We start from the raw sequence: 20,171 nt of genomic DNA, 5'->3' as shown, positions 1-20,171 counted from the left end.
GAGCGCCCATGGACGACAGCCTGATCGACGAGGTGATCCGCTTCTGGTTCGACGAGACCAGCAAGCCCTACTGGTTCCAGCGGTCGGACAGCTTCGACCGCGCCGTCACGGACCGGCTGCTGGCCCCGCACGAGGCCGCGGCGTCCGGCGCCCTCGATCACTGGATGGAGGAGGCGGACGGCTGCCTGGCGCTCTGCATCCTGCTCGACCAGGCGCCGCGCAACATGTTCCGGGGAACCCCGCGCGCCTTCGCCACCGACGAAAAGGCCCGCGCCGTCGCGGCGCACGCCGTCGCCGCCGGCATGGACATGGACTTCGACCCGGCCGAACGGGTCTTCCTCTATCTGCCCTTCGAGCATCACGAGGACATGGAGAGTCAGCGCCGCTCCGTGGCGCTGTTCCGCGACCGGGTCGCCGAGCCGGACTCCGTGCTCTACGCCGAGCGCCACCTGGAGATCATCCAGCGCTTCGGCCGATTCCCGCACCGCAACGCCATTCTGGGCCGCGCGAGCACGCCCGACGAGATCGCCTTCCTGTCGGAGCCGAACTCGTCCTTCTGATCCCTCCGATGGGTGCGACCCCGCGCCCCTGTTCCAGCCGGCGGCGATTGGCTATGGTCGCGCCGGTGAGTGGAGGAAGGGAACGGGCATGGGTCTGGTGGACCGGTTCTGGATTGTTTTCGCGGCGCTGAACGGCGGGGTCGCCGTCGGCGCCGGCGCCTACGCCAGTCACGGGCTGGCCGGCGATCCGCGCGCGCAGGAGCTGTTCCGCACCGCCGGGCAGTACCAGATGTGGCACGCACTGGCGCTGGTCGGGGCGGTCCTGCTGGCCGGGCGGGCGGCGGGTGCGCAGCGCCTCGCCCTGCGGCTGGCCGGCTGGCTGTTCGTGGCGGGAGTCGTCCTGTTCAGCGGGACGCTTTACATGCTGGGCAGCGGTGCCACGCCACCCGTCGGCTCGACCGCGCCGCTCGGCGGGACCGCGCTGATGGCCGGCTGGCTGCTGCTGGCGGTCGCGGCCGTCCTGCCCGCCGCCCGTGGCGGCCACCGCTTCGAGGGAGACCGGACATGAACGAGCATCATCTCGACGCCAAGGGACTGCAATGCCCGCTGCCGGTCCTGCGCGCGCGCAAGGCGCTGAAGGCGGCGGCCGTCGGCGACCGGCTGACGGTCGAGGCGACCGACCCGAGCGCGCCCAAGGATTTCGCGGCCTTCTGCGAAGCCTCGGGCAACGCGCTCCTGTCAAGCGGGGAAGAGGCGGGCGTCTACCGCTTCGTCATCGAGCGGCGGGCCTGACACGGCCCGCCGGGGATGCCCGCGTGGCGGGAATCCTCCTGTACTTTCAGTGCCGTTCCGGGAAGAATGCCGGCGGGGAAACGCTCCGCGGAACGATCAAACAATGTTCACCATGCTGTTCACGCACCCGGCCTGCCTGGAGCACGACACCGGGGAAGGCCATCCGGAATGCGCCGACCGGCTGCGCGCCGTGCTCGCCGCCCTGGAGGCGGAGGAGTTCCACCTCCTCGAACGGCAGGAGGCGCCGCGCGCCACGCTGGAGCAGATCGCGCGCGCCCATTCCCGCGACCACATCGAGCATGTTCTGTCCCTGATCCCGGAGGATGGGCATGTCGGGGTGGATGACGACACCATCCTGTCGCGCGGCTCGGGAGAGGCGGCCCTGCGCGCGGCCGGGGCCGTGGTGGCGGCCGTGGACGCCGTGGCCGCCGGCCATGTCCGCAACGCCTTCTGCGCCGTCCGCCCGCCGGGGCACCACGCCGAGCACGACCGGATCATGGGCTTCTGCCTGTTCAACAACGTCGTGATCGGGGCGCACCACGCGCGCGCCGCGCACGGGCTGAAGCGGGTCGCCATCCTGGACTTCGACGTCCACCACGGCAACGGCACGCAGGACCTGGTGCGGCGGGATCCGGACCTGCTCTATTGCTCGACCCACCAGGCCGCCCTCTTTCCCTGGACCGGGGACGACGCGCGGGAGCGGGGCGCCTTCGGCAACTGCGTGAACGCGCCGCTGCCGGCGCTCGCCGGGTCGCCGGAGTTCCGGCACGCCATGACCGAACGCATCCTCCCGGCCATCGATGCCTTCCGGCCGGACCTGCTGATGATCTCCGCCGGTTTCGACGCCCATTCGCGCGACCCGCTGGCCGACCTGCACCTGACCGACGAGGATTTCGCCTGGGCCACGCGCAAGCTGGCCGATCTCGCCCGCCTCCATTGCGGCGGCCGCATCGTGTCGGTGCTGGAGGGCGGCTACAACCTGCGCGCACTGGCCTCGGCCAGCGTGGCGCATGTGCGCGAGCTGATGTGCGCCTGACCGTGCTGTCGCCGGTGCGCGCCGTACCTTAGGCCGATGGCTGCGCCGCCCGGCTTACCCCGCCCGGCAGAGGCGTGCGCCCCCGCTTGCCCGGTCATACGTCCGCCGCGAGCCTTGCGCATGCCCGCGCGTGGTCATACTTTCGGGAACTCTTTTCACCCATGGTTCGATGATGGCCGAGTTCGCACAGATCCCCCCCGACGTCGCCGCCCTCAGTTTCGAGGACGCCCTGGCCGAGCTGGAGCGCATCGTGCGCCAGCTCGAGGAAGGGCGCGGCAAGCTGGACGAGTCCATCGCCTCATACGAGCGGGGCACGGCGCTGAAGCGCCATTGCGAGGCAAAGCTGCGCGAGGCCCAGGCCAAGATCGACCGCATCACCGTGGCCGCCGACGGAACGCTCGGCACCGAACCCGCCCGGATCGACTGACGTGCCGACGGATTCCGGGAACCCGATGACCCTCAAGAACGCCATGGCCGAAATGGCCGACCTGCTGGAGCAGGCCATCGCCCGGCTGGTGCCCGTCACCGACCTGCCCGAGGCGCCGCTGTTCGAGGCGATGCGCTACGGCAGCCTCGGCGGCGGCAAGCGGCTGCGCCCCTTCCTGGTGATGCAGTCGTCGAGCCTGTTCGGCGTCAACCCGGACTGCGCGCTGCGCGTCGCCGTGGCGGTCGAGCTGGTCCACTGCTATTCGCTGATCCATGACGACCTGCCGGCGATGGACGACGGCACGACGCGGCGCGGCCGCCCGACGGTGCACCGGCAGTTCGACGAGGCCACCGCGATCCTGGCGGGCGACGGCCTGCTGACCTACGCCTTCGAGCTGCTGGCCGATCCCGCGACGCACGAGGACCCGAACGTCCGCTGCCAGCTCGTCGCCGCACTCGCCAGGGCGGCCGGGCCGCAGGGCATGGTGGGCGGACAGATGCTCGACCTCATCGCCGAGCACGAGACCTTCGATCTCGGCACGACGACCCGCCTGCAGCGCATGAAGACCGGCGAACTGATCGCCTTTTCCAGCGAGGCCGGCGCCATCCTCGGCAAGGCCTCGCCGCCGCAGCACCATGCCCTGCGCGCCTACGCCCATGACCTCGGCCTCGCCTTCCAGATCGCCGACGACCTGCTGGACGTCGAGGGGACGGAAGCGGAGACCGGCAAGGCGGTCGGGCGCGACGCGCAGGCCGGAAAGGCCACCTTCGTGTCCATCCTGGGCCGCGACCGCGCCCGCGCGCAGGCGGAAATGCTGGCGCGCCAGGCCGCCGAGCACCTGGAGATCTTCGAGGGCCGTGCCGATATGTTGAAGGCCGTTGCCGACTTCGTCGTCGCGCGGCGCGCCTGAAGGGAGGACGAACACTCGTGACCGCCACCAGCAAGACGCCGCTTCTCGACCTCGTGCAGGAGCCCGCCGACCTGCGCGCGCTGCCGCAGGAGAACCTGCGCCAGCTCGCCGACGAGCTGCGCACCGAGACCATCGACGCCGTGTCCGTCACCGGCGGGCATCTCGGTGCCGGGCTGGGCGTGGTCGAGCTGACGGTGGCCCTGCATTACGTCTTCGACACGCCGGATGACCGGCTCATCTGGGATGTCGGCCACCAGTGCTACCCGCACAAGATCCTGACCGGCCGGCGCGACCGCATCCGCACGCTGCGCATGGGCGGTGGGCTGTCGGGCTTCACCAAGCGGTCGGAGAGCGTTTACGATCCTTTCGGCGCCGGCCATAGCTCCACCTCCATCTCCGCCGGGCTCGGCATGGCGGTGGCGAGCGAGCTGAAGGGCAAGAAGAACCATGTCGTCGCCGTGATCGGCGACGGTTCGATGAGCGCCGGCATGGCCTACGAGGCCATGAACAACGCGGGCTCCACCAATTCGCGCCTCATCGTCATCCTGAACGACAACGACATGTCCATCGCGCCGCCCGTCGGCTCGATGAGCGCCTACCTGTCGCGGCTGATCTCCTCCAAGCCCTACCTGTCCCTGCGCCATCTGGCGAAGGACATCGCCGACCAGCTTCCGCGCCCCCTGCGCACCGCCGCCCGCCGGGCGGAGGAATACGCGCGCGGCCTCGTCACCGGGGGCACGCTGTTCGAGGAGATGGGCTTCTACTATGTCGGCCCCATCGACGGACACAATCTGGACCATCTCCTGCCGGTCCTCCAGAACGTGCGCGACGCCGAAGGCGACAAGCCGGTCCTTATCCACGTCGTCACCAAGAAGGGCAAGGGCTACGCCCCGGCGGAGGCCTCGGCCGACAAGCTGCACGCGGTCGCCAAGTTCGACGTCATCACCGGCGCCCAGTCCAAGCCGCAGTCGAACGCCCCGACCTACACCCGCGTCTTCGCCAACGCCCTGATCGCGGAGGCCGCGGCCGATCCGACCATCGTCGGCATCACGGCGGCCATGCCCTCGGGCACCGGGCTCGACCTGTTCGGCGAGCGCTTCCCCGACCGCTGCTTCGACGTCGGCATCGCGGAGCAGCACGCCGTGACCTTCGCCGCCGGCCTGGCAACGGAGGGCTACAAGCCCTTCTGCGCGCTCTATTCCACCTTCCTCCAGCGCGGCTACGACCAGGTTATCCATGACGTGGTGCTGCAGCACCTGCCGGTGCGCTTCGCCATCGACCGCGCCGGCCTCGTCGGCGCGGACGGGGCGAGCCACGCCGGCTCCTTCGACATCGCCTATCTCGGCTGCCTGCCCGACATCGTGCTGATGGCGGCGGCGGACGAGCTGGAGCTGATGCACATGGTCGCGACCTCCGCGGCCATCGAGGACCGGCCTTCGGCCCTGCGCTACCCGCGCGGCGAAGGCATCGGGATCGAGCTGCCGGAACGCGGCAGCGTGCTGGAGATCGGCAAGGGGCGCATCGTCCAGGAAGGCACGAAGGTCGCCATCCTCAGCTACGGCACGCGGCTGGCCGAATGCCGCCGGGCGGCGGCGGAGCTGGGTGCGCGGGGCCTGTCCACCACCGTGGCCGACGCCCGCTTTGCCAAGCCGCTGGACCAGGATCTCGTGCGCCGCCTCGCGCTGGAGCATGAGGTGCTGATCACCATCGAGGAGGGCTCCGTCGGCGGGTTCGGCAGCTTCGTGCTGCAGTATCTCGCCACCGCCGGCCTGCTGGACAACGGGCTGAAGATCCGGCCGATGGTGCTGCCGGACGTGTTCCTGGACCATGACTCGCCGGCCAAGCAGTACGAGCGGACGGGGCTCAACGCGCGCGGCATCGTCGCGACGGCGCTCCAGGCCCTGGGGCTGGAGGCCGCGGCGGTCCGCGCCTGACGGCGGCTCCGCTGATCGAATGTGTGTGAAAATCCGGATGAATTCATCTGGATTCTCACAAAGGTCCTAGCTCCATTAGCGGGGTAAACGAGCCGCGCCTTCACTGGTACGACTCGTGGTCACGGGTTACCGTTCTGAAAGACGGCGGTTTCCCGCGACGGCCCCTGTTTCCCAGGTCAAAGGGTTTTCCCGCATGCCTCACGTCCTCGCGTCCGATCATGGCCGGACGGCTCAGGCCGAACCGATCGTCCTTCCGGCCTCGCGGGGCACGGGCGTGGACATGGAGGACCCGGCCGTTCTGCGCGCGGTGCTGGATCATGCCTCGACCTGCTACGCGATCCTCGACGGACGCGACCAGCGCTGCACCTACGCGAACGCGGCCTTCCGCAACTGCGGGGTGGTGCCGGGCGCCGTGCTGACGCAGGCCTTTCCGGCCATCGACCGAACCCTGCTGGACGAGGCCACCGCCAGCCGCCAGCCGCAGAAGCGCCGGAATGGCTCCTGGGAGCTGGAAGCGACGCCGCTGTGCGGCACCGACGGGGAGGTCCGGGGCATCCTGGTGTCCGCCCGTGCCGCCAACGACAGCCGCCTCACGGCGGAGGAGCTGGCGGCCACGCTGGCCGAGCGCGACAAGCAGATGCGCGAGGTCAGCCACCGGGTCAAGAACACGCTCCAGCTCGTCTCCAGCCTCATGACGCTCCAGGCGCTGACCACCAAGGACCCGGTCATGCGCGGCGCCTTCCAGGAGGCCGGAGGGCGCATCAGCACCGTGACGCAGGCCCACCAGCGCGTCCACATGGCCGAGCGGGAGAAGGAGGTCAAAGTCGATTTCGGGCAGTATCTGCGCGACCTCTGCGCCGAAATGGAGGCCGGCGCCTCCATGAGCGGGCCGGAGCGCCGCATCGTCGCCACGGCCGACCGGGTGTCGCTGCCGCCGGAATCGGTCATCCCACTGGCGCTGATCGTCAACGAGCTGGTCAACAACGCCCTGAAATACGCCTACCCGCCGGGCGTGCCCGGCGACGTGGAGGTCGGGCTGCACGCCCTGCCGGAGGGCGGCTACCGCCTGAGCGTCTCCGACCACGGGCGCGGGCTGCCGCCGGGATTCGATCCCGTGCGCTCCGACACGCTGGGCATGAAGGTCATCCGCGCCTTCGCCGGCCAGCTCAAGGGCAAGCTGCGCGCCGAGGATGGCGGGCCGGGCGCCCGCTTCTCGGTGGACCTGCCGGGCTGACCGGAGCCGCTCAGGGATAGTGCGCGCTTGCCTCCGTGGCCGTCCTGCGCCATGCATCACTCCCGGTCGAGTGAATGGAGTTGAGCGATGGCGCGCGTGCGGGTGGATGTCGCCCTGGTGGAGCGGGGACTCGCCGAAAGCCGCGCCAAGGCGCAGGCGCTGATCCTGGCGGGGCTGGTCTATTCGGACACCAAGCGCATCGCCAAGGCCGGCGACCTGATCCCCGCCGAGGCACCCCTGTCCGTCAAGGGGCAGGACCATCCCTGGGTGTCGCGCGGCGGGCTGAAGCTGGTAAAGGGGCTCGACACCTTCGGCATCGACCCCGCCGGCCTGACGGCGGTGGATGTCGGCGCCTCGACCGGCGGCTTCACCGACGTGCTGCTGACGCGCGGCGCCGCCAAGGTCTATGCCGTGGACGTCGGGCACGGACAGCTCGCCTGGAAGCTGCGCACCGACGAGCGGGTGGTCGTGCTGGAAAAGACCAACGCCCGCAATCTCACCAACGCGGAAATCCCGGATCCGGTCGATCTCGTCGTCTGCGACGCCAGCTTCATCGGGCTGGAGACCGTTCTGCCGGCGGCGCTGAACCTGACGGTGCCCGGCGGACGGCTGGTCGCCCTGATCAAGCCGCAGTTCGAGGTCGGCAAGGGCCGGGTCGGCAAGGGCGGCGTCGTGCGGGAGCCCGAACTGCACCAGGAGGTCTGCGACCGCATCCGTGCCTGGCTCGACGGGCTTCCCGGCTGGCGCGTGTTGGACGTCACGGAAAGCCCGATCACCGGGCCGGAAGGGAACAAGGAGTTTCTGATCGGCGCGGTGAAGGACCGCGCCGTGGCCGAGTGCGAAGCCGCGGCCGGCGCCTGACCGGTCCGCCGGGCTGATCTTTGCGAAGCCCCCGCGCGCAAGGACATGGCGGGCCGCTGGAAAGAAAAGAACATGTCGATTTCGACATGAAGACGTAACCCGAATGTTCTTGCGGAATAACCACTTCGGCGTAGTCTTTCCTCCGATGCTTGGCGGCGGTCGCCAGCTGGACCTTCCTGAAAGACTTCGGAGACTTCGATGCTTCGCGCCGTTGCCCTATCCACGCTTCTCGTCGCCGGTCTCGCGGCGCCCGCCTTCGCGCAGTCCGCCTCCAACCTCGTCGGAACCTATAGCTACACCGGCACCGAAACGGACGGCACCCCCTACACCGATGCCGGCACGCTGGTGATCTCGGCCGAGAAGTCGGGCGCGCTCGGCCTCAAGTGGGACAGCGGCGATTTCGTGGGCGTCGGCCAGCTCACCGGCAACGTGCTCGCCGTCGCGGCCATCGCCGACGGCAAGAACACCGTCATGCTGATGAACGTGAACGCCGACGGAAGCCTCCAGGGCCCCTGGTGGCGCCGGACCGATCCAGGCAGCAAGGGCACCGAGGTCTGGAAGAAGAAGTAAGGCCGGTAGAGCGGGCCTAAGGGGGCAAGGGGCGGCGATGCGGCGGAGCGGTTCGGGCTGGGTTCTTTCCCTGTGCGTGATCGCCGGGCTGCTGGCGCCCCGGCCCCTGCCCGCCGTCGTCATCCTCGAAAGCACCTGGCGGGAGGAGGGTGGCGGGCGCGGTCGCGAGGCCGAGGGATTCGGCGCCCACATCCGGCTCGCCCGTGAGCCGCAGTTCCGGGCGCTGGTCACGCTGTCCTTCGACGGCGGGAAGACGTGGGGCGACGGCTCCGGCACCTGGATCGGCAACGACGCCTCGCACGGCTACGTGCTGACCTCCGCGCACAATTTCGACGGCGCCGAGCCCGGCGAAACCCTTTTCCGGACGGAGGGCGGCACCGTCCTGCGCGGCGTGCGGGGCTGGGTCCATCCGGGCTACAGCGCCGATGAGGACCGCACCGGCGTGGACGTCGCCGTGGTGCGGCTCGACCGCCCGGTGACCGACGCCGGGGAGCCGCCGGCCCTCTATGGCGGCACGGCGGAGAAGGGGCAGACCATCACCTTTCTCGGGTTCGGCATGCGCGGCACGGGCACGAGCGGCGAGGACGACCGCTACCACGAGGGCACGGACAAGGCCGCCGCGCAAGGCGTGGTGGACGAGGTCGTGGCGCTCCGCCGCTCCTTCGGCAAGGACGGCGATCCCGGCAATTACCTGACCATCGTTCTGCCGCGCGAGGACGGGCGCGTCGAGAACAGCCTGGGCGGCTCCCGCCGGCCCGTGTCGCGCTATGCCGGACTGCTCGGGGCCGGGGACAGCGGTGGTTCCGCCTGGATGAGGGTCGGCGGCGGCTGGGCCATCGTCGGCATCAACGCCGCCGGTGACGGCACGGCCCAGTACGGCGACCATTCCTGGTTCACCCGCGTGTCGGGCGTGCGGAGCTGGGTCGCCTCCATCTTCCCCGGCACGCGCTTCGCCGAGAATGCCGGGGCCGAGGCCCCGCAGGCCTGGGTGAGGCCGGACAAGCCGGCCGCCGTGCCCGAGCCGCAGCCCGCTTCCGCCGCCGGCTGCGCCGAGCGCGAGCGGCTCTTCGTCTTTTCGGACGGCGCCTGGTATCCGGCGCGGGCGCGCGGCCCGGCGCGGCAGGCCGGCGCATGCCGGGTGCGGTTCGACGGCTATTCGGCGGAGGAGGACGAGGTGGCCGGTCCCGACCGGATGATGCCCTGGACGCCGGAGGGGCCGGGCGACCCTTTGCGCGGCTGCCGCCCCGGCGCCGCCGTGCTCGCCGAGGAGGACGGAGTCTGGTTTCCGGGCGTCCTCGCGCGGACCAAGGAGAAAGCCGGGCAGGGTGTGCGCGGCTGCGTGGTGCGCTACGAGGACTCGGACTATGACGACGAGTTCATCCCTCTCGCCCGCCTGCGCGCCTTCCGCTGAGCCGGCCTCTCGGACTTGGCCCGTCAGACCTCCTCCTCGACCCGGCCCGGCTGGGTGAAGAGATAGGGCACGAAGCTGCGGTGGTGTTCGTCCACCGTCAGCTGGCTGCCGATCGGCGGGAAGGCGCGCTGCTGGCAGTCGGTGCGCTCGCAGATGCGGCAGTTCACCCCGATGGGGACGGCGGCGGCCTCGTCGGCCGTGTCGATGCCCGCGGCGTAGACCAGCTCGCTGGCGAAGCTCGCCTCGCAGCCGAGCCCGACCGCGAACTGGCGCGACGGCTTCAGGTAGGCGCCGCCGCGTTTGGTGACCGTGCGGGCGATGCAGATGTAGGCGGTCCGGTCCGGCATCCGGGCGAACTGCACCAGGATCTTGCCGGGCTGGGCGAAAGCCTCATGCACGTTCCACAGGGGGCAAGCGCCGCCGAAGCGGGCGAAGTGGAAGCGCGTGGCGGAATGGCGCTTGGTGATGTTGCCGGCCATGTCCACCCGCACGAAATAGAAGGGCAGCCCGCGCGCGCCCGGCCGCTGGAGCGTGGAGAGCCGGTGGCAGACCTGTTCGAAGCTGGCGCCGAAGCGGCTTTGCAGCTGTTCGACGTCGTGACGCAGCGCCCGCGCCTCCGCCAGGAAGGCGCGGTAGGGCATGACCAGCGCGCCCGCAAAATAGTTGGCGAGCCCGACGCGGCAGATGCTCCGCGCGTCCTCGCTGGAGAATTTCGCCGCGGCCACGAGATCCTCGATCATCGCGCCGCAGCCGAGCAATGCGATCTGGTGCGCCAGGTGGAAGGCGCGCGACGGGCCGTTCAGCAGGGCCGAGAGGGTCAGGGTGCCGGTGGCCTCGTCGTAGCGCCGCATGGCCGTCTCCGCCGCCACGTCGGTCAGCACGGTGGTCCGCACGTCGTGCCGGCGCTTCAGATAGGCGATCAGGTCGTTCTGCAGGTCGCCGGACCGGAACCCCTCCGCGTCCCACAGCCGCTCCGCCGCCTCGTCCAGCGGGCCGATGTAGTTGTTGCAGTAGTGGAAATAGTCGCGCACCTCCTCGTAGGGGAACTGCGCGCCGGTCGGGTCGCCGAGATCCTGGCTGTGCAGGCTGTCGGCCAGCGACTGCACCCGCTCATGGAGCTTCTGGTAGGCCTGGTGGAGGCTGAGGATGCGGCGCGCCGTCTCCGGGCTCGCCCCCACCACGTTGCGCAGCTCGGCCGTGCCGAGTGCCGCCCCCGCGAAGAGCGGGTCGGCCAGCGCCTCCCGCAGGTCGGAGACGAGGCGCGAGTCCTCGTCCTCCAGCAGGTGGGTGATGTCGGCTTCCAGCACGCCGGAAATCTTCACCAGCACCGCGAGGGTCAGCGGGCGCTGGTTGTTCTCCAGCTGGTTCAGGTAGCTGGGGCTGAGTTCCAGCGCCTTCGCAAGGGCCGCCTGGGTCAGGCCGCGCTGCTCGCGCAGGCGGCGCAGCTTGTGACCGAGATAAAGCTTCTTCTGCATGGGTTTACCTCGGCGGCCGGAGTGTCGTGAAAGGTGACTTCGCAAGATTCGCAATTCTTGTAACGCAGTCGCAAAGATGTTCGCAAGTTCGCACGAATCATCCGGTCGTCTGGTTGCCCCGTTGCAAATCCTGTGAATAATCCAACCGAACCGGCGGACTAGGGGCCGCACGTCACTGTGGGAAACGCCTGATGCACGATGTTCTGGCCAAGTTGGAGTCCATGCGCGCGGCGGCGCGGCTGGGGGGCGGTGAAAAGCGCATCGCGGCCCAGCACGGCAAGGGGAAGCTGACGGCGCGCGAGCGCATCGACCTTCTGCTCGACGAGGGCTCCTTCGAGGAGTTCGACATGTTCGTCGAGCACCGCTGCACCGATTTCGGCATGGAAGGCCAGAAGGTGCCGGGCGACGGCGTCGTCACCGGGCACGGCACGATCAACGGCCGGCTGGTCTTCGTCTTCAGCCAGGACTTCACGGTGTTCGGCGGCTCGCTGTCGGAGGCGCACGCCGAAAAGATCTGCAAGATCATGGACCAGGCCATGCGGGTCGGGGCGCCGGTGATCGGGCTGAACGACAGCGGCGGCGCCCGCATCCAGGAAGGCGTCGCCTCGCTCGGCGGCTATGCCGAGGTGTTCCAGCGCAACGCCATCGCGTCCGGCGTCATCCCGCAGCTCTCGCTGATCATGGGGCCCTGCGCCGGCGGTGCCGTCTATTCGCCGGCCATGACCGACTTCATCTTCATGGTGAAGGACAGCTCCTACATGTTCGTGACCGGCCCCGACGTGGTGAAGACCGTCACGCACGAGGTCGTCACCGCCGAGGAGCTGGGCGGCGCCGTGACCCATTCCGCCAAGTCCGGCGTGTCCGACCTCGCCTTCGAGAACGACGTGGAGGCGTTGCTCCAGGCGCGCCGCTTCGTCGATTTCCTGCCGGCGTCGAACCGGGAGAAGCCGCCCGAGCGGCCCTGCGCGGACCCGATCGACCGCGACGACCCGTCGCTCGACACGCTCATCCCGGACAACCCCAACATGCCCTACGACATGAAGGAGCTGATCCTGAAGGTCGTGGACGAGGGCGACTTCTTCGAGCTTCAGCCGGACTTCGCGCCGAACATCCTGACGGGCTTCGCGCGCATGAACGGCTCGACCGTCGGCATCGTCGCCAACCAGCCCATGGTGCTGGCCGGCTGCCTGGACATCGACAGCTCGCGCAAGGCGGCGCGCTTCGTGCGCTTCTGCGACTGCTTCAACATCCCGATCCTCACCTTCGTGGACGTGCCGGGCTTCCTGCCGGGCACCGCTCAGGAGTATGGCGGCATCATCAAGCATGGCGCCAAGCTGCTCTTCGCCTACGCCGAGGCGACCGTGCCGAAGGTCACCGTCATCACGCGCAAGGCCTATGGCGGCGCTTACGACGTGATGGCCTCCAAGCACCTGCGCGGCGACATCAACTACGCCTGGCCGACCTCCGAGATCGCGGTGATGGGGCCGAAGGGCGCGGTGGAGATCATCTTCCGCGCGGACCTCGGCGACAGCGCCGCCATCGAGGCGCGCACCGAGGAATACCGGCAGAAATTCGCCAACCCCTTCATCGCCGCCGCGCGCGGTTATGTGGACGACGTGATCATGCCGCACGGCACGCGGCGGCGCGTCTGCAAGGCGCTGAACATGCTCCGGAACAAGCAGCTCCAGAATCCCTGGCGCAAGCACGACAACATCCCGCTCTGAGGCCGGCCGCCATGTTCGAGAAGATCCTCATCGCCAACCGCGGCGAGATCGCCTGCCGGGTCATCCGCACGGCGCGCCGCATGGGCATCAAGACGGTGGCCGTCTATTCCGACGCCGACCGCAACGCCCTGCATGTCGAGATGGCCGACGAGGCCGTCCACATCGGCCCCGCCCCCTCGGCGCAGAGCTACCTCCAGGTGGAGCGCATCGTCGAGGCCTGCCGGAAGACGGGCGCGCAGGCGGTCCATCCGGGCTACGGCTTCCTGTCGGAAAAGCGCGAGTTCCAGGAGGCGCTGGCCGCGGCCGGCATCGCCTTCATCGGGCCGGACGCCCACGCCATCGCCGCCATGGGCGACAAGATCGAATCCAAGAAGCTGGCGAAGCAGGCCGGCGTCTCCACGGTCCCCGGCTATCTCGGCGTCATCGCCGACGACGGCGAGGCGGTCACGATCGCCCGCGACATCGGCTATCCGGTGATGATCAAGGCGTCGGCCGGCGGCGGCGGCAAGGGCATGCGCGTGGCCTGGAACGACGAGGAGGCGCGCGAGGGCTTCCGCTCCGCCCAGAACGAGGCGCGCTCCAGCTTCGCCGACGACCGCGTTTTCATCGAGAAATACATCCAGCAGCCGCGCCACATCGAGATCCAGGTGCTGGCCGACGGGCAGGGCACGACGCTCTATCTGGGCGAGCGCGAATGCTCGATCCAGCGCCGTCACCAGAAGGTCATCGAGGAGGCGCCGAGCCCCTTCCTGGACGAGGCGACCCGCAAGGCCATGGGCGAGCAGGCCGTGGCGCTCGCCCGCGCCGTGGACTACAAGTCCGCCGGCACGGTGGAGTTCATCGTGGACGCCGAGCGGAACTTCTACTTCCTGGAGATGAACACCCGCCTCCAGGTCGAGCATCCGGTGACGGAGCTGGTCACCGGGCTGGACCTGGTCGAGCTGATGATCCGCGTCGCGGCCGGCGAAAGGCTGACCCTGCGGCAGGAGGAGGTCCGGCTGAACGGCTGGGCCATCGAGGCGCGCGTCTACGCCGAGGACCCCTTCCGCAACTTCCTGCCCTCCACCGGCCGGCTGACCCGTTACAGCCCGCCGTCGGACGACCCGAACGTGCGCGTGGACACGGGCGTCTACGAGGGCGGCGAGATCTCGATGTTCTACGACCCGATGATCGCCAAGCTCTGCACCTGGGGGCCGACGCGGAACGAGGCGACGGCGCGCATGCGGGCCGCACTCGACCAGTATTACATCCGGGGCGTCAGCCACAACATTCCCTTCCTGGCCTCGCTGATGGCGAACCCGCGCTTCGTGGAAGGGCGGCTGACCACCAACTTCATCGCCGAGGAATACCCGAACGGCTTCCGCGCCGCCGACCTGCCACCCAAGGACCCGGCGGTGCTGGTCGCCGTCGCCGCGGCGGTTCACCGTACCGTGGTGGAGCGCGAGCTGCGCATCTCCGGCCAGATGCCGGGCCACCGGGCGCGGCTGCGTCAGGACTGGGTGGTGGTCGTGAACGACGACCGCCACGTGGTGACCGTGCAGGGCGAGGGGGACGGCTGCACCGTCACGCTCGACGGCAAGGCGCACACCGTGCGCGGCGAATGGCGCCCCGGCCAGCCGCTGTTCCGGGGCACGGTGGACGGCGAGCCGGTCAGCCTCCAGATCGACCGGGTCGGCCTGCATTACCGGCTGTTCCACGGCGGAGCCCAGGCGCTGGTGAAGGTGCTGAGCCCGCTGGTCGCGAAGTACGACGCGCTGATGCCGGTCAAGGCGCCGCCCGACCTGTCCAAGTACCTGCTGTCGCCGATGCCGGGCCTGCTCGTCTCGCTCGCTGTGTCGGAAGGGCAGGAGGTCAAGGCCGGCGAAGTGCTGGCCGTGGTGGAGGCGATGAAGATGGAGAACATCCTGCGCGCTCCCCAGGACGGCGTCATCGCCAAGATCCACGCGGAGGCCGGCAACAGCCTCGCCGTGGACCAGAAGATCGTCGAGTTCGCGTGAGGCGTTAAGAAGCGGAGATTGCTCCCCGCCATGATGAACCCGTCGTTCCAGCCAAAAGGCTATGGAGTGTACAGATCTCCAAAGGCAGCAACATACCGATAAGCAGCTACCTTTCCGTCATCCCCGCGAAAGCGGGGATCCAGAACGCCTCAGAGCGAACGCTGTGGAAGAGTCCTGGACCCCCGCTTTCGCGGGGGTGACGGTCAAGTGGTTGGTTTTCAGAAAATTCTGCTCTGGAGATATGTGCATTCCGTAGCGCTAAAGCGGGGATGACGGAAAGTGGTGGTCCGTGACCGACGTCGCGTCCTGCAACTGGTTTTACCTCCAGCGCCTTTGTCCTTCTTTCAGGAGCCGACCATGAGCGATTTTCCGAAGAAGTCCCTGTCCGACTGGGAAGCCCTGGCGGCCAAGGACATCGGGGCGGAAGGGTCCCTGGACCGCCTGACCTGGCGCACGCCGGAGGGGCTGGACGTCAAGGCGCTCTACACGGCGCAGGACCTGGAGGGGATGGAGACGGACAGCCTGCCCGGCTTCGCCCCCTTCACCCGCGGCCCGCGCGCGACGATGTACGCGGTGCGGCCCTGGACCATCCGGCAATATGCGGGCTTCTCCACGGCGGAGGAGTCGAACGCCTTCTACAAGGCCAACCTGCGGGCCGGCCAGATGGGGCTGTCGGTTGCCTTCGACCTCGCCACCCACCGGGGCTACGACAGCGACCACCCGCGCGTCGTCGGCGACGTGGGCAAGGCGGGTGTCGCCATCGACAGCGTGGAGGACATGAAGATCCTCTTCGACGGCATCCCGCTCGACAAGATGTCGGTGTCCATGACGATGAACGGGGCGGTTTTGCCGGTTCTGGCCGGCTACATCGTCGCGGCGGAAGAGCAGGGGGTCAGCCAGGACAAGCTCAGCGGCACCATCCAGAACGACATCCTGAAGGAGTTCATGGTCCGCAACACCTACATCTACCCGCCCGAGCCCTCGATGCGGATCATCGCCGACATCATCGGCTACACGGCGGCGCACATGCCGAAGTTCAACTCCATCTCCATCTCCGGCTACCATATGCAGGAGGCAGGGGCGACGGCGGTGCAGGAGCTGGCCTTCACCATCGCCGACGGGCTGGACTATGTGCGCGCCGCCCGCTCCAAGGGGCTGGCCGTGGACAAGTTCGCGCCGCGCCTGTCCTTCTTCTTCGCCATCGGCATGAACTTCTTCATGGAGATCGCCAAGCTGCGCGCGGCGCGGCTGCTCTGGGCGACGCTGATGAAGCGGGAGTTCGACCCGCAGGACCCGCGTTCGCTCGCCCTGCGCACCCACTGCCAGACGTCGGGCGTGTCGCTGACCGAGCAGGACCCCTACAACAACGTCATCCGCACGACGGTGGAGGCGATGGCCGCCGTGCTGGGCGGCACCCAGTCGCTGCACACCAACGCCTTCGACGAGGCGCTGGGGCTGCCGACCAAGACCTCCGCCCGCATCGCCCGCAACACCCAGCTCATCATCGCGGAGGAGACCGGTGTCACCAAGGTGATCGATCCGCTCGGCGGCTCCTACTACATCGAGCATCTGACACACAGCCTCGCCAAGGCCGCCATGGAGCTGATCGACAAGGTCGAGGCGATGGGCGGCATGACCAAGGCCGTGGACAACGGTTTTCCGAAGCTGCTGATCGAGGAGGCCGCCGCCCGCCGTCAGGCCCGCATCGATCGGGGGGAGGAGGTGATCGTCGGCGTCAACAAGTACCGCCCCGAACACCCGGACCATGTCGAGGTGCTGGACATCGACAATGCCGCGGTCCGCGAATCCCAGATCGCCCGGCTGAACCGCGTCCGTTCCACCCGTGATGAAGCGGCGTGCCGCGCGGCGCTCGATGCCCTGACCAAGGCCGCCGCCGACGGCACCGGCAACCTGCTGGCCCTGTCGGTCGAGGCCACCCGCGCCCGCGCCACCGTCGGCGAGATCTCCGAGGCGCTGGAGAAGGTCTTCACCCGGCACACGGCGGTCATCCGCTCCGTCTCCGGCGTCTATGGCGCGGCCTACGAGGGCGACGAGGGCTTCGAGGCGATCCGCCGGGACATCGCCGCCTTCGCCGAGGAGGAAGGGCGCCGGCCGCGCATCCTCGTCGTCAAGATGGGGCAGGACGGCCACGACCGCGGCGCCAAGGTGATCGCCACGAGCTTCGCCGACATCGGCTTCGACGTGGACATCGGCCCGCTCTTCCAGACGCCGGAGGAGGCCGCCCGCCAGGCTATCGAGGCGGACGTGCACGTCGTCGGCGTCTCCTCCCAGGCCGCCGGGCACAAGACGCTGGTGCCGCAGCTCATCGAGGAGCTGCGCCGCCAGGGTGCGGGCGACATCCTCGTGGTGTGCGGTGGCGTCATCCCGCCGCAGGACTACCCGTTCCTGAAGGAGGCGGGCGTCGCGGCGATCTACGGGCCGGGCACCCACATTCCCCGGGCCGCCGCCGAGATCCTCGGCATCCTGCGCGGGCAGAGGCAGACCGCCTGACGTGCCCATCGCCGCGGAGACAGACCTCTACGCCCCGGTGAAGGCGTTCCTCGAATCCCGGGGCTACGAGGTGAAGGCGGAGGTGCACGGCTGCGACCTCGTGGCCGTGCGGGAGGCGGAGCCGCCGGTGATCGTGGAGCTCAAGAAGCGCTTCACGCTGGAGCTTCTACTGCAGGGGGTGGACCGGCTGGCGGTGACGGACGCCGTCTATCTGGCCGTGCCGCAGCCCGGCCGGAAGGCGACCGGCCCCTCCCCCTACGACACGGGCGTGAAGAAGCTGTGCCGGCGGCTCGGGCTCGGGCTGCTGATCGTCGATCCGGCGCGGGCCGACGGCGCGCATGTGGAGGTGCTGCTCGACCCCACGCCCTACACACCGCGCAAGGACCGCAAGCGCGCCACCCGGCTGCTGGGCGAGCACAAGCGGCGGGCGGGCGACCCGAACCGGGGAGGCTCCACCCGCGTGCCCATCGTCACCGCCTACCGCCAGGACGCGCTGCGCTGCGCCCGGTTGCTGCGGGAGGGACCTATGGCGCTGGCGGCCATGCGCGCGGCGGGTGCGCCTGCGGACGTGGCCGCGATCCTCCAGCGCAACGTCTATGGCTGGTTCGAGCGGGCGGGGCGGGGCGTCTACAGCCTGACGGAGGCCGGGGCCAAGGGTGTCGCGGACTTCGCCCACGCCCTGGCCGAGGAGAAGCGGCCCGAGGGCACGCCGTCCGAAGGGGCGTGATCACACCCCAATTGATTCAGGTCATGGCCCGGCCTTGCGGCGCGGCCTTAGCTGTATCCCCAACGAACGAGGGGGAAACAGGCATGGCGGAAACGGAGCTGGCGAGGCCCACCCTGACGGGGAAGGAGCGCTTCTTCGGCGAGGATGAGGTCATCGTCACCAAGACGGACACGGGCGGGCGCATCACCTACGCCAACCAGGTGTTCCTGCGCATGTGCCAGATGACCGAGCAACAGGTCCTGGGCAAGCCGCACAACCTGATCCGTCACCCGGACATGCCGCGCTGCGTCTTCAAGCTGCTGTGGGACACGATCCAGCAGGGGCGGGAGATCTTCGCCTATGTGCTGAACCGCGCGGCGAGCGGGGACCATTACTGGGTCTTCGCCCATGTGACGCCGACCTACGACAACTCCGGCGCCATCACCGGTTACCATTCGAACCGCCGGGTGCCCGACCCGAAGGTCGTCTCCGAGGTCATAGCGCCCCTCTACAAAACCCTTCTCGAGGAGGAAGGCCGGCACGACAGCCGCGCCAAGGGCATGAACGCGGCCATCGGCCGCCTTACCGACGTGCTGAACGCCAAGGGGCTGGATTATGAACGCTTCATCTTCTCTCTTCAGGCTTGAGGCGGCGGTCGCGGCGGCCCTTCTCGCGGCGCTCACCGGCGGCGCGCTGGCGTTGGCCGGCGGCTCCGGCGGCATCGCCCTGATTCCGTATGCCCTCACGCTCCTGGCGATCCTCGCCGCCTTCCTGTGCGCGCGGGCGGTCCGGCGCGAGGTCGCGCGCGGCCTCGCCGTGCTAAGGCGGCTGGAGAAGGGCGACATGGAGGCCCGCGTCATCGACATCCGCGAGGGGGGCGAGACCGGCGCGCTGCTGCACGCCATCAACGCCTTCGCCGACCGCACGGACGCCTTCGTGCGCGAAGCCAAGGCGGCGCTGGAGGCGGTGACCGAGCAGCGCTACCACCGGACGGTCATCGAGCGCGGCATGGTCGGCGGATTCCGGCAGGGCGCCACCGTGATCAACCGCGCCATCGCGGCCATGGACCGGAAGATCGTGACCTTCAAGGGCGTCACCGACCGGTTCGAGGAGACCGCGAAGGGGGTGGTGTCCAGCGTGGCGTCGGCCTCGACCGAGCTGTGCGCGACCGCCGGCGGCATGTCGGACGTGGCAGGCTCGACCAGCCGGGAGGCGCTGGCCGTGGCCTCGGCCGCCGAACAGGCGTCGGGCAACGTGCAGATGGTGGCGACGGCGGCGGACGAGCTGGCGGCCTCCATCGGCGAGATCGCCGGTCAGGTCGTCCGTTCGGCCGAGGTCGCCCGCCACGCGGTGGAGCGCGCCCGCGCCGCCGACGGCGACGTGAGCGGCCTGGACGAGAGTGCCGCCCGCATCGGCGAGGTGGTGACGCTGATCCGGACCATCGCCGCCCAGACGAACCTGCTGGCGCTGAACGCCACCATCGAGGCGGCCCGCGCGGGGGAGGCCGGCAAGGGCTTCGCCGTCGTCGCCAACGAGGTGAAGAACCTCGCTAACCAGACCGCCCATGCGACGGAGGAAATCTCCCTCCAGGTCGCCGCCATGCAGGACGCGACACGCCACGCCGTGGACGCCATCCGGAATATCGGCCACGCCATCACCGAGGTGGACGAGACGATGGTGACCATCTCCACCGCGCTGGAACAGCAGCGCGCCGCCACGGACGAGATCGCCCGCAACGTGGAGCAGGCGTCCGAAGGGACGGCGTCGGTCGCCAAGCGCATCCACCACGTGACGGGCGGCGCCACGGAGACCGGCTCCGCCTCCCGCGAGGTCCTCGCCGCCGCCACCGAACTGTCCCACCAGTCCGAACGGCTGGGCAGCGAGATGGACGGCTTCCTGCGGTCGTTGCGCCGGGTGATCTGAGGCTGTTTTCGTCAGGGGCGGGGCCTCAATGGCCCCGCCTTCTCAGGTTTGTGCGCCCAGCATGGGCGTTCTCTTGGTGCGCCCAGCATGGGCGTTCTCTTGTGGGTGCAAGTCCCATCGTAAGCTGATCACGGCGAGCGAAGTGAAGCGCAACTGCGGA

General features: G+C 69.4%; 18 protein-coding genes. 17 read left to right on the top strand and 1 reads right to left on the bottom strand.

Features of this window, described 5'->3' with window-relative positions; translation table 11 throughout:
- Nucleotides 1-8: 8 nt before the first annotated feature.
- The 11 genes from JUB11_RS02940 to JUB11_RS02890 all read left to right on the top strand — a co-directional run bounded on the left by JUB11_RS02940 (nt 9) and on the right by JUB11_RS02890 (nt 9,675).
- Nucleotides 9-560, top strand: coding sequence for a DUF924 family protein (locus JUB11_RS02940; RefSeq protein WP_207456038.1), 552 nt, complete (start codon nt 9-11; stop codon nt 558-560).
- An 88-nt stretch (nt 561-648) separates the two neighbouring features.
- Nucleotides 649-1,068 (top strand): DUF423 domain-containing protein, encoded by a 420-nt coding sequence (locus JUB11_RS02935; protein ID WP_207456037.1) that lies wholly within the window; start codon nt 649-651, stop codon nt 1,066-1,068.
- Nucleotides 1,065-1,292, top strand: coding sequence for a sulfurtransferase TusA family protein (locus JUB11_RS02930; RefSeq protein ID WP_207456036.1), 228 nt, complete (start codon nt 1,065-1,067; stop codon nt 1,290-1,292). The genes JUB11_RS02935 and JUB11_RS02930 overlap by 4 nt, the downstream gene beginning before the upstream one ends.
- A gap of 103 nt (nt 1,293-1,395) precedes the next feature.
- Nucleotides 1,396-2,328, top strand: coding sequence for a histone deacetylase family protein (locus JUB11_RS02925; protein WP_207456035.1), 933 nt, complete (start codon nt 1,396-1,398; stop codon nt 2,326-2,328).
- A gap of 172 nt (nt 2,329-2,500) precedes the next feature.
- On the top strand, nt 2,501-2,755 hold the full coding sequence (locus JUB11_RS02920) for an exodeoxyribonuclease VII small subunit (protein ID WP_207456377.1): 255 nt from the start codon (nt 2,501-2,503) through the stop codon (nt 2,753-2,755).
- 25 nt (nt 2,756-2,780) lie between these two features.
- Nucleotides 2,781-3,665 (top strand): polyprenyl synthetase family protein, encoded by an 885-nt coding sequence (locus JUB11_RS02915; protein WP_207456034.1) that lies wholly within the window; start codon nt 2,781-2,783, stop codon nt 3,663-3,665.
- Nucleotides 3,666-3,682: 17 nt separating this feature from the next.
- On the top strand, nt 3,683-5,599 hold the full coding sequence (gene dxs / locus JUB11_RS02910; protein ID WP_207456033.1) for a 1-deoxy-D-xylulose-5-phosphate synthase: 1,917 nt from the start codon (nt 3,683-3,685) through the stop codon (nt 5,597-5,599).
- 193 nt (nt 5,600-5,792) lie between these two features.
- Nucleotides 5,793-6,833 (top strand): PAS domain-containing sensor histidine kinase, encoded by a 1,041-nt coding sequence (locus JUB11_RS02905; protein WP_247886808.1) that lies wholly within the window; start codon nt 5,793-5,795, stop codon nt 6,831-6,833.
- Between the two features lie 87 nt (nt 6,834-6,920).
- Complete coding sequence (locus JUB11_RS02900; protein ID WP_207456032.1) at nt 6,921-7,694, top strand: TlyA family RNA methyltransferase; 774 nt, start codon at nt 6,921-6,923, stop codon at nt 7,692-7,694.
- Between the two features lie 198 nt (nt 7,695-7,892).
- Nucleotides 7,893-8,264, top strand: coding sequence for a hypothetical protein (locus JUB11_RS02895; RefSeq protein ID WP_207456031.1), 372 nt, complete (start codon nt 7,893-7,895; stop codon nt 8,262-8,264).
- Between the two features lie 37 nt (nt 8,265-8,301).
- On the top strand, nt 8,302-9,675 hold the full coding sequence (locus JUB11_RS02890; RefSeq protein WP_207456030.1) for a hypothetical protein: 1,374 nt from the start codon (nt 8,302-8,304) through the stop codon (nt 9,673-9,675).
- A gap of 23 nt (nt 9,676-9,698) precedes the next feature.
- Here JUB11_RS02890 and JUB11_RS02885 read toward each other — a convergent pair whose 3' ends face one another.
- A complete protein-coding gene (locus JUB11_RS02885) occupies nt 9,699-11,150 on the bottom strand; it encodes a short-chain fatty acyl-CoA regulator family protein (protein ID WP_207456029.1) in 1,452 nt (483 codons plus the stop codon).
- Nucleotides 11,151-11,341: 191 nt separating this feature from the next.
- Here JUB11_RS02885 and JUB11_RS02880 point away from each other — a divergent pair, with 191 nt between their 5' ends.
- From JUB11_RS02880 to JUB11_RS33105, 6 genes are all read left to right on the top strand, one after another.
- Nucleotides 11,342-12,874 carry an acyl-CoA carboxylase subunit beta gene (locus JUB11_RS02880; protein WP_207456028.1) on the top strand — a complete coding sequence of 511 codons (1,533 nt, stop codon included), beginning with the start codon at nt 11,342-11,344 and terminating at the stop codon, nt 12,872-12,874.
- A gap of 11 nt (nt 12,875-12,885) precedes the next feature.
- Nucleotides 12,886-14,871 (top strand): acetyl/propionyl/methylcrotonyl-CoA carboxylase subunit alpha, encoded by a 1,986-nt coding sequence (locus JUB11_RS02875; RefSeq protein ID WP_207456027.1) that lies wholly within the window; start codon nt 12,886-12,888, stop codon nt 14,869-14,871.
- Between the two features lie 357 nt (nt 14,872-15,228).
- Nucleotides 15,229-17,382, top strand: coding sequence for a methylmalonyl-CoA mutase (scpA, locus tag JUB11_RS02870; protein WP_207456026.1), 2,154 nt, complete (start codon nt 15,229-15,231; stop codon nt 17,380-17,382).
- 1 nt (nt 17,383) lies between these two features.
- Complete coding sequence (locus JUB11_RS33340; RefSeq protein ID WP_207456021.1) at nt 17,384-18,109, top strand: DUF2161 family putative PD-(D/E)XK-type phosphodiesterase; 726 nt, start codon at nt 17,384-17,386, stop codon at nt 18,107-18,109.
- Nucleotides 18,110-18,192: 83 nt separating this feature from the next.
- Nucleotides 18,193-18,735: a PAS domain-containing protein gene (locus JUB11_RS02860; protein WP_207456019.1), complete on the top strand. Its 543-nt coding sequence runs from the start codon at nt 18,193-18,195 to the stop codon at nt 18,733-18,735.
- Nucleotides 18,704-20,011, top strand: coding sequence for a methyl-accepting chemotaxis protein (locus JUB11_RS33105; protein WP_207456017.1), 1,308 nt, complete (start codon nt 18,704-18,706; stop codon nt 20,009-20,011). The genes JUB11_RS02860 and JUB11_RS33105 overlap by 32 nt, the downstream gene beginning before the upstream one ends.
- The last annotated feature ends 160 nt before the right edge of the window (nt 20,012-20,171 follow it).

Origin of the sequence: Azospirillum sp. SYSU D00513 (assembly GCF_017356015.1) — a bacterium.
Taxonomy (GTDB): domain Bacteria; phylum Pseudomonadota; class Alphaproteobacteria; order Azospirillales; family Azospirillaceae; genus Azospirillum.
Note: the sequence above shows the minus strand (reverse complement) of the source record. Positions and strands in the feature narration are given on the sequence as shown.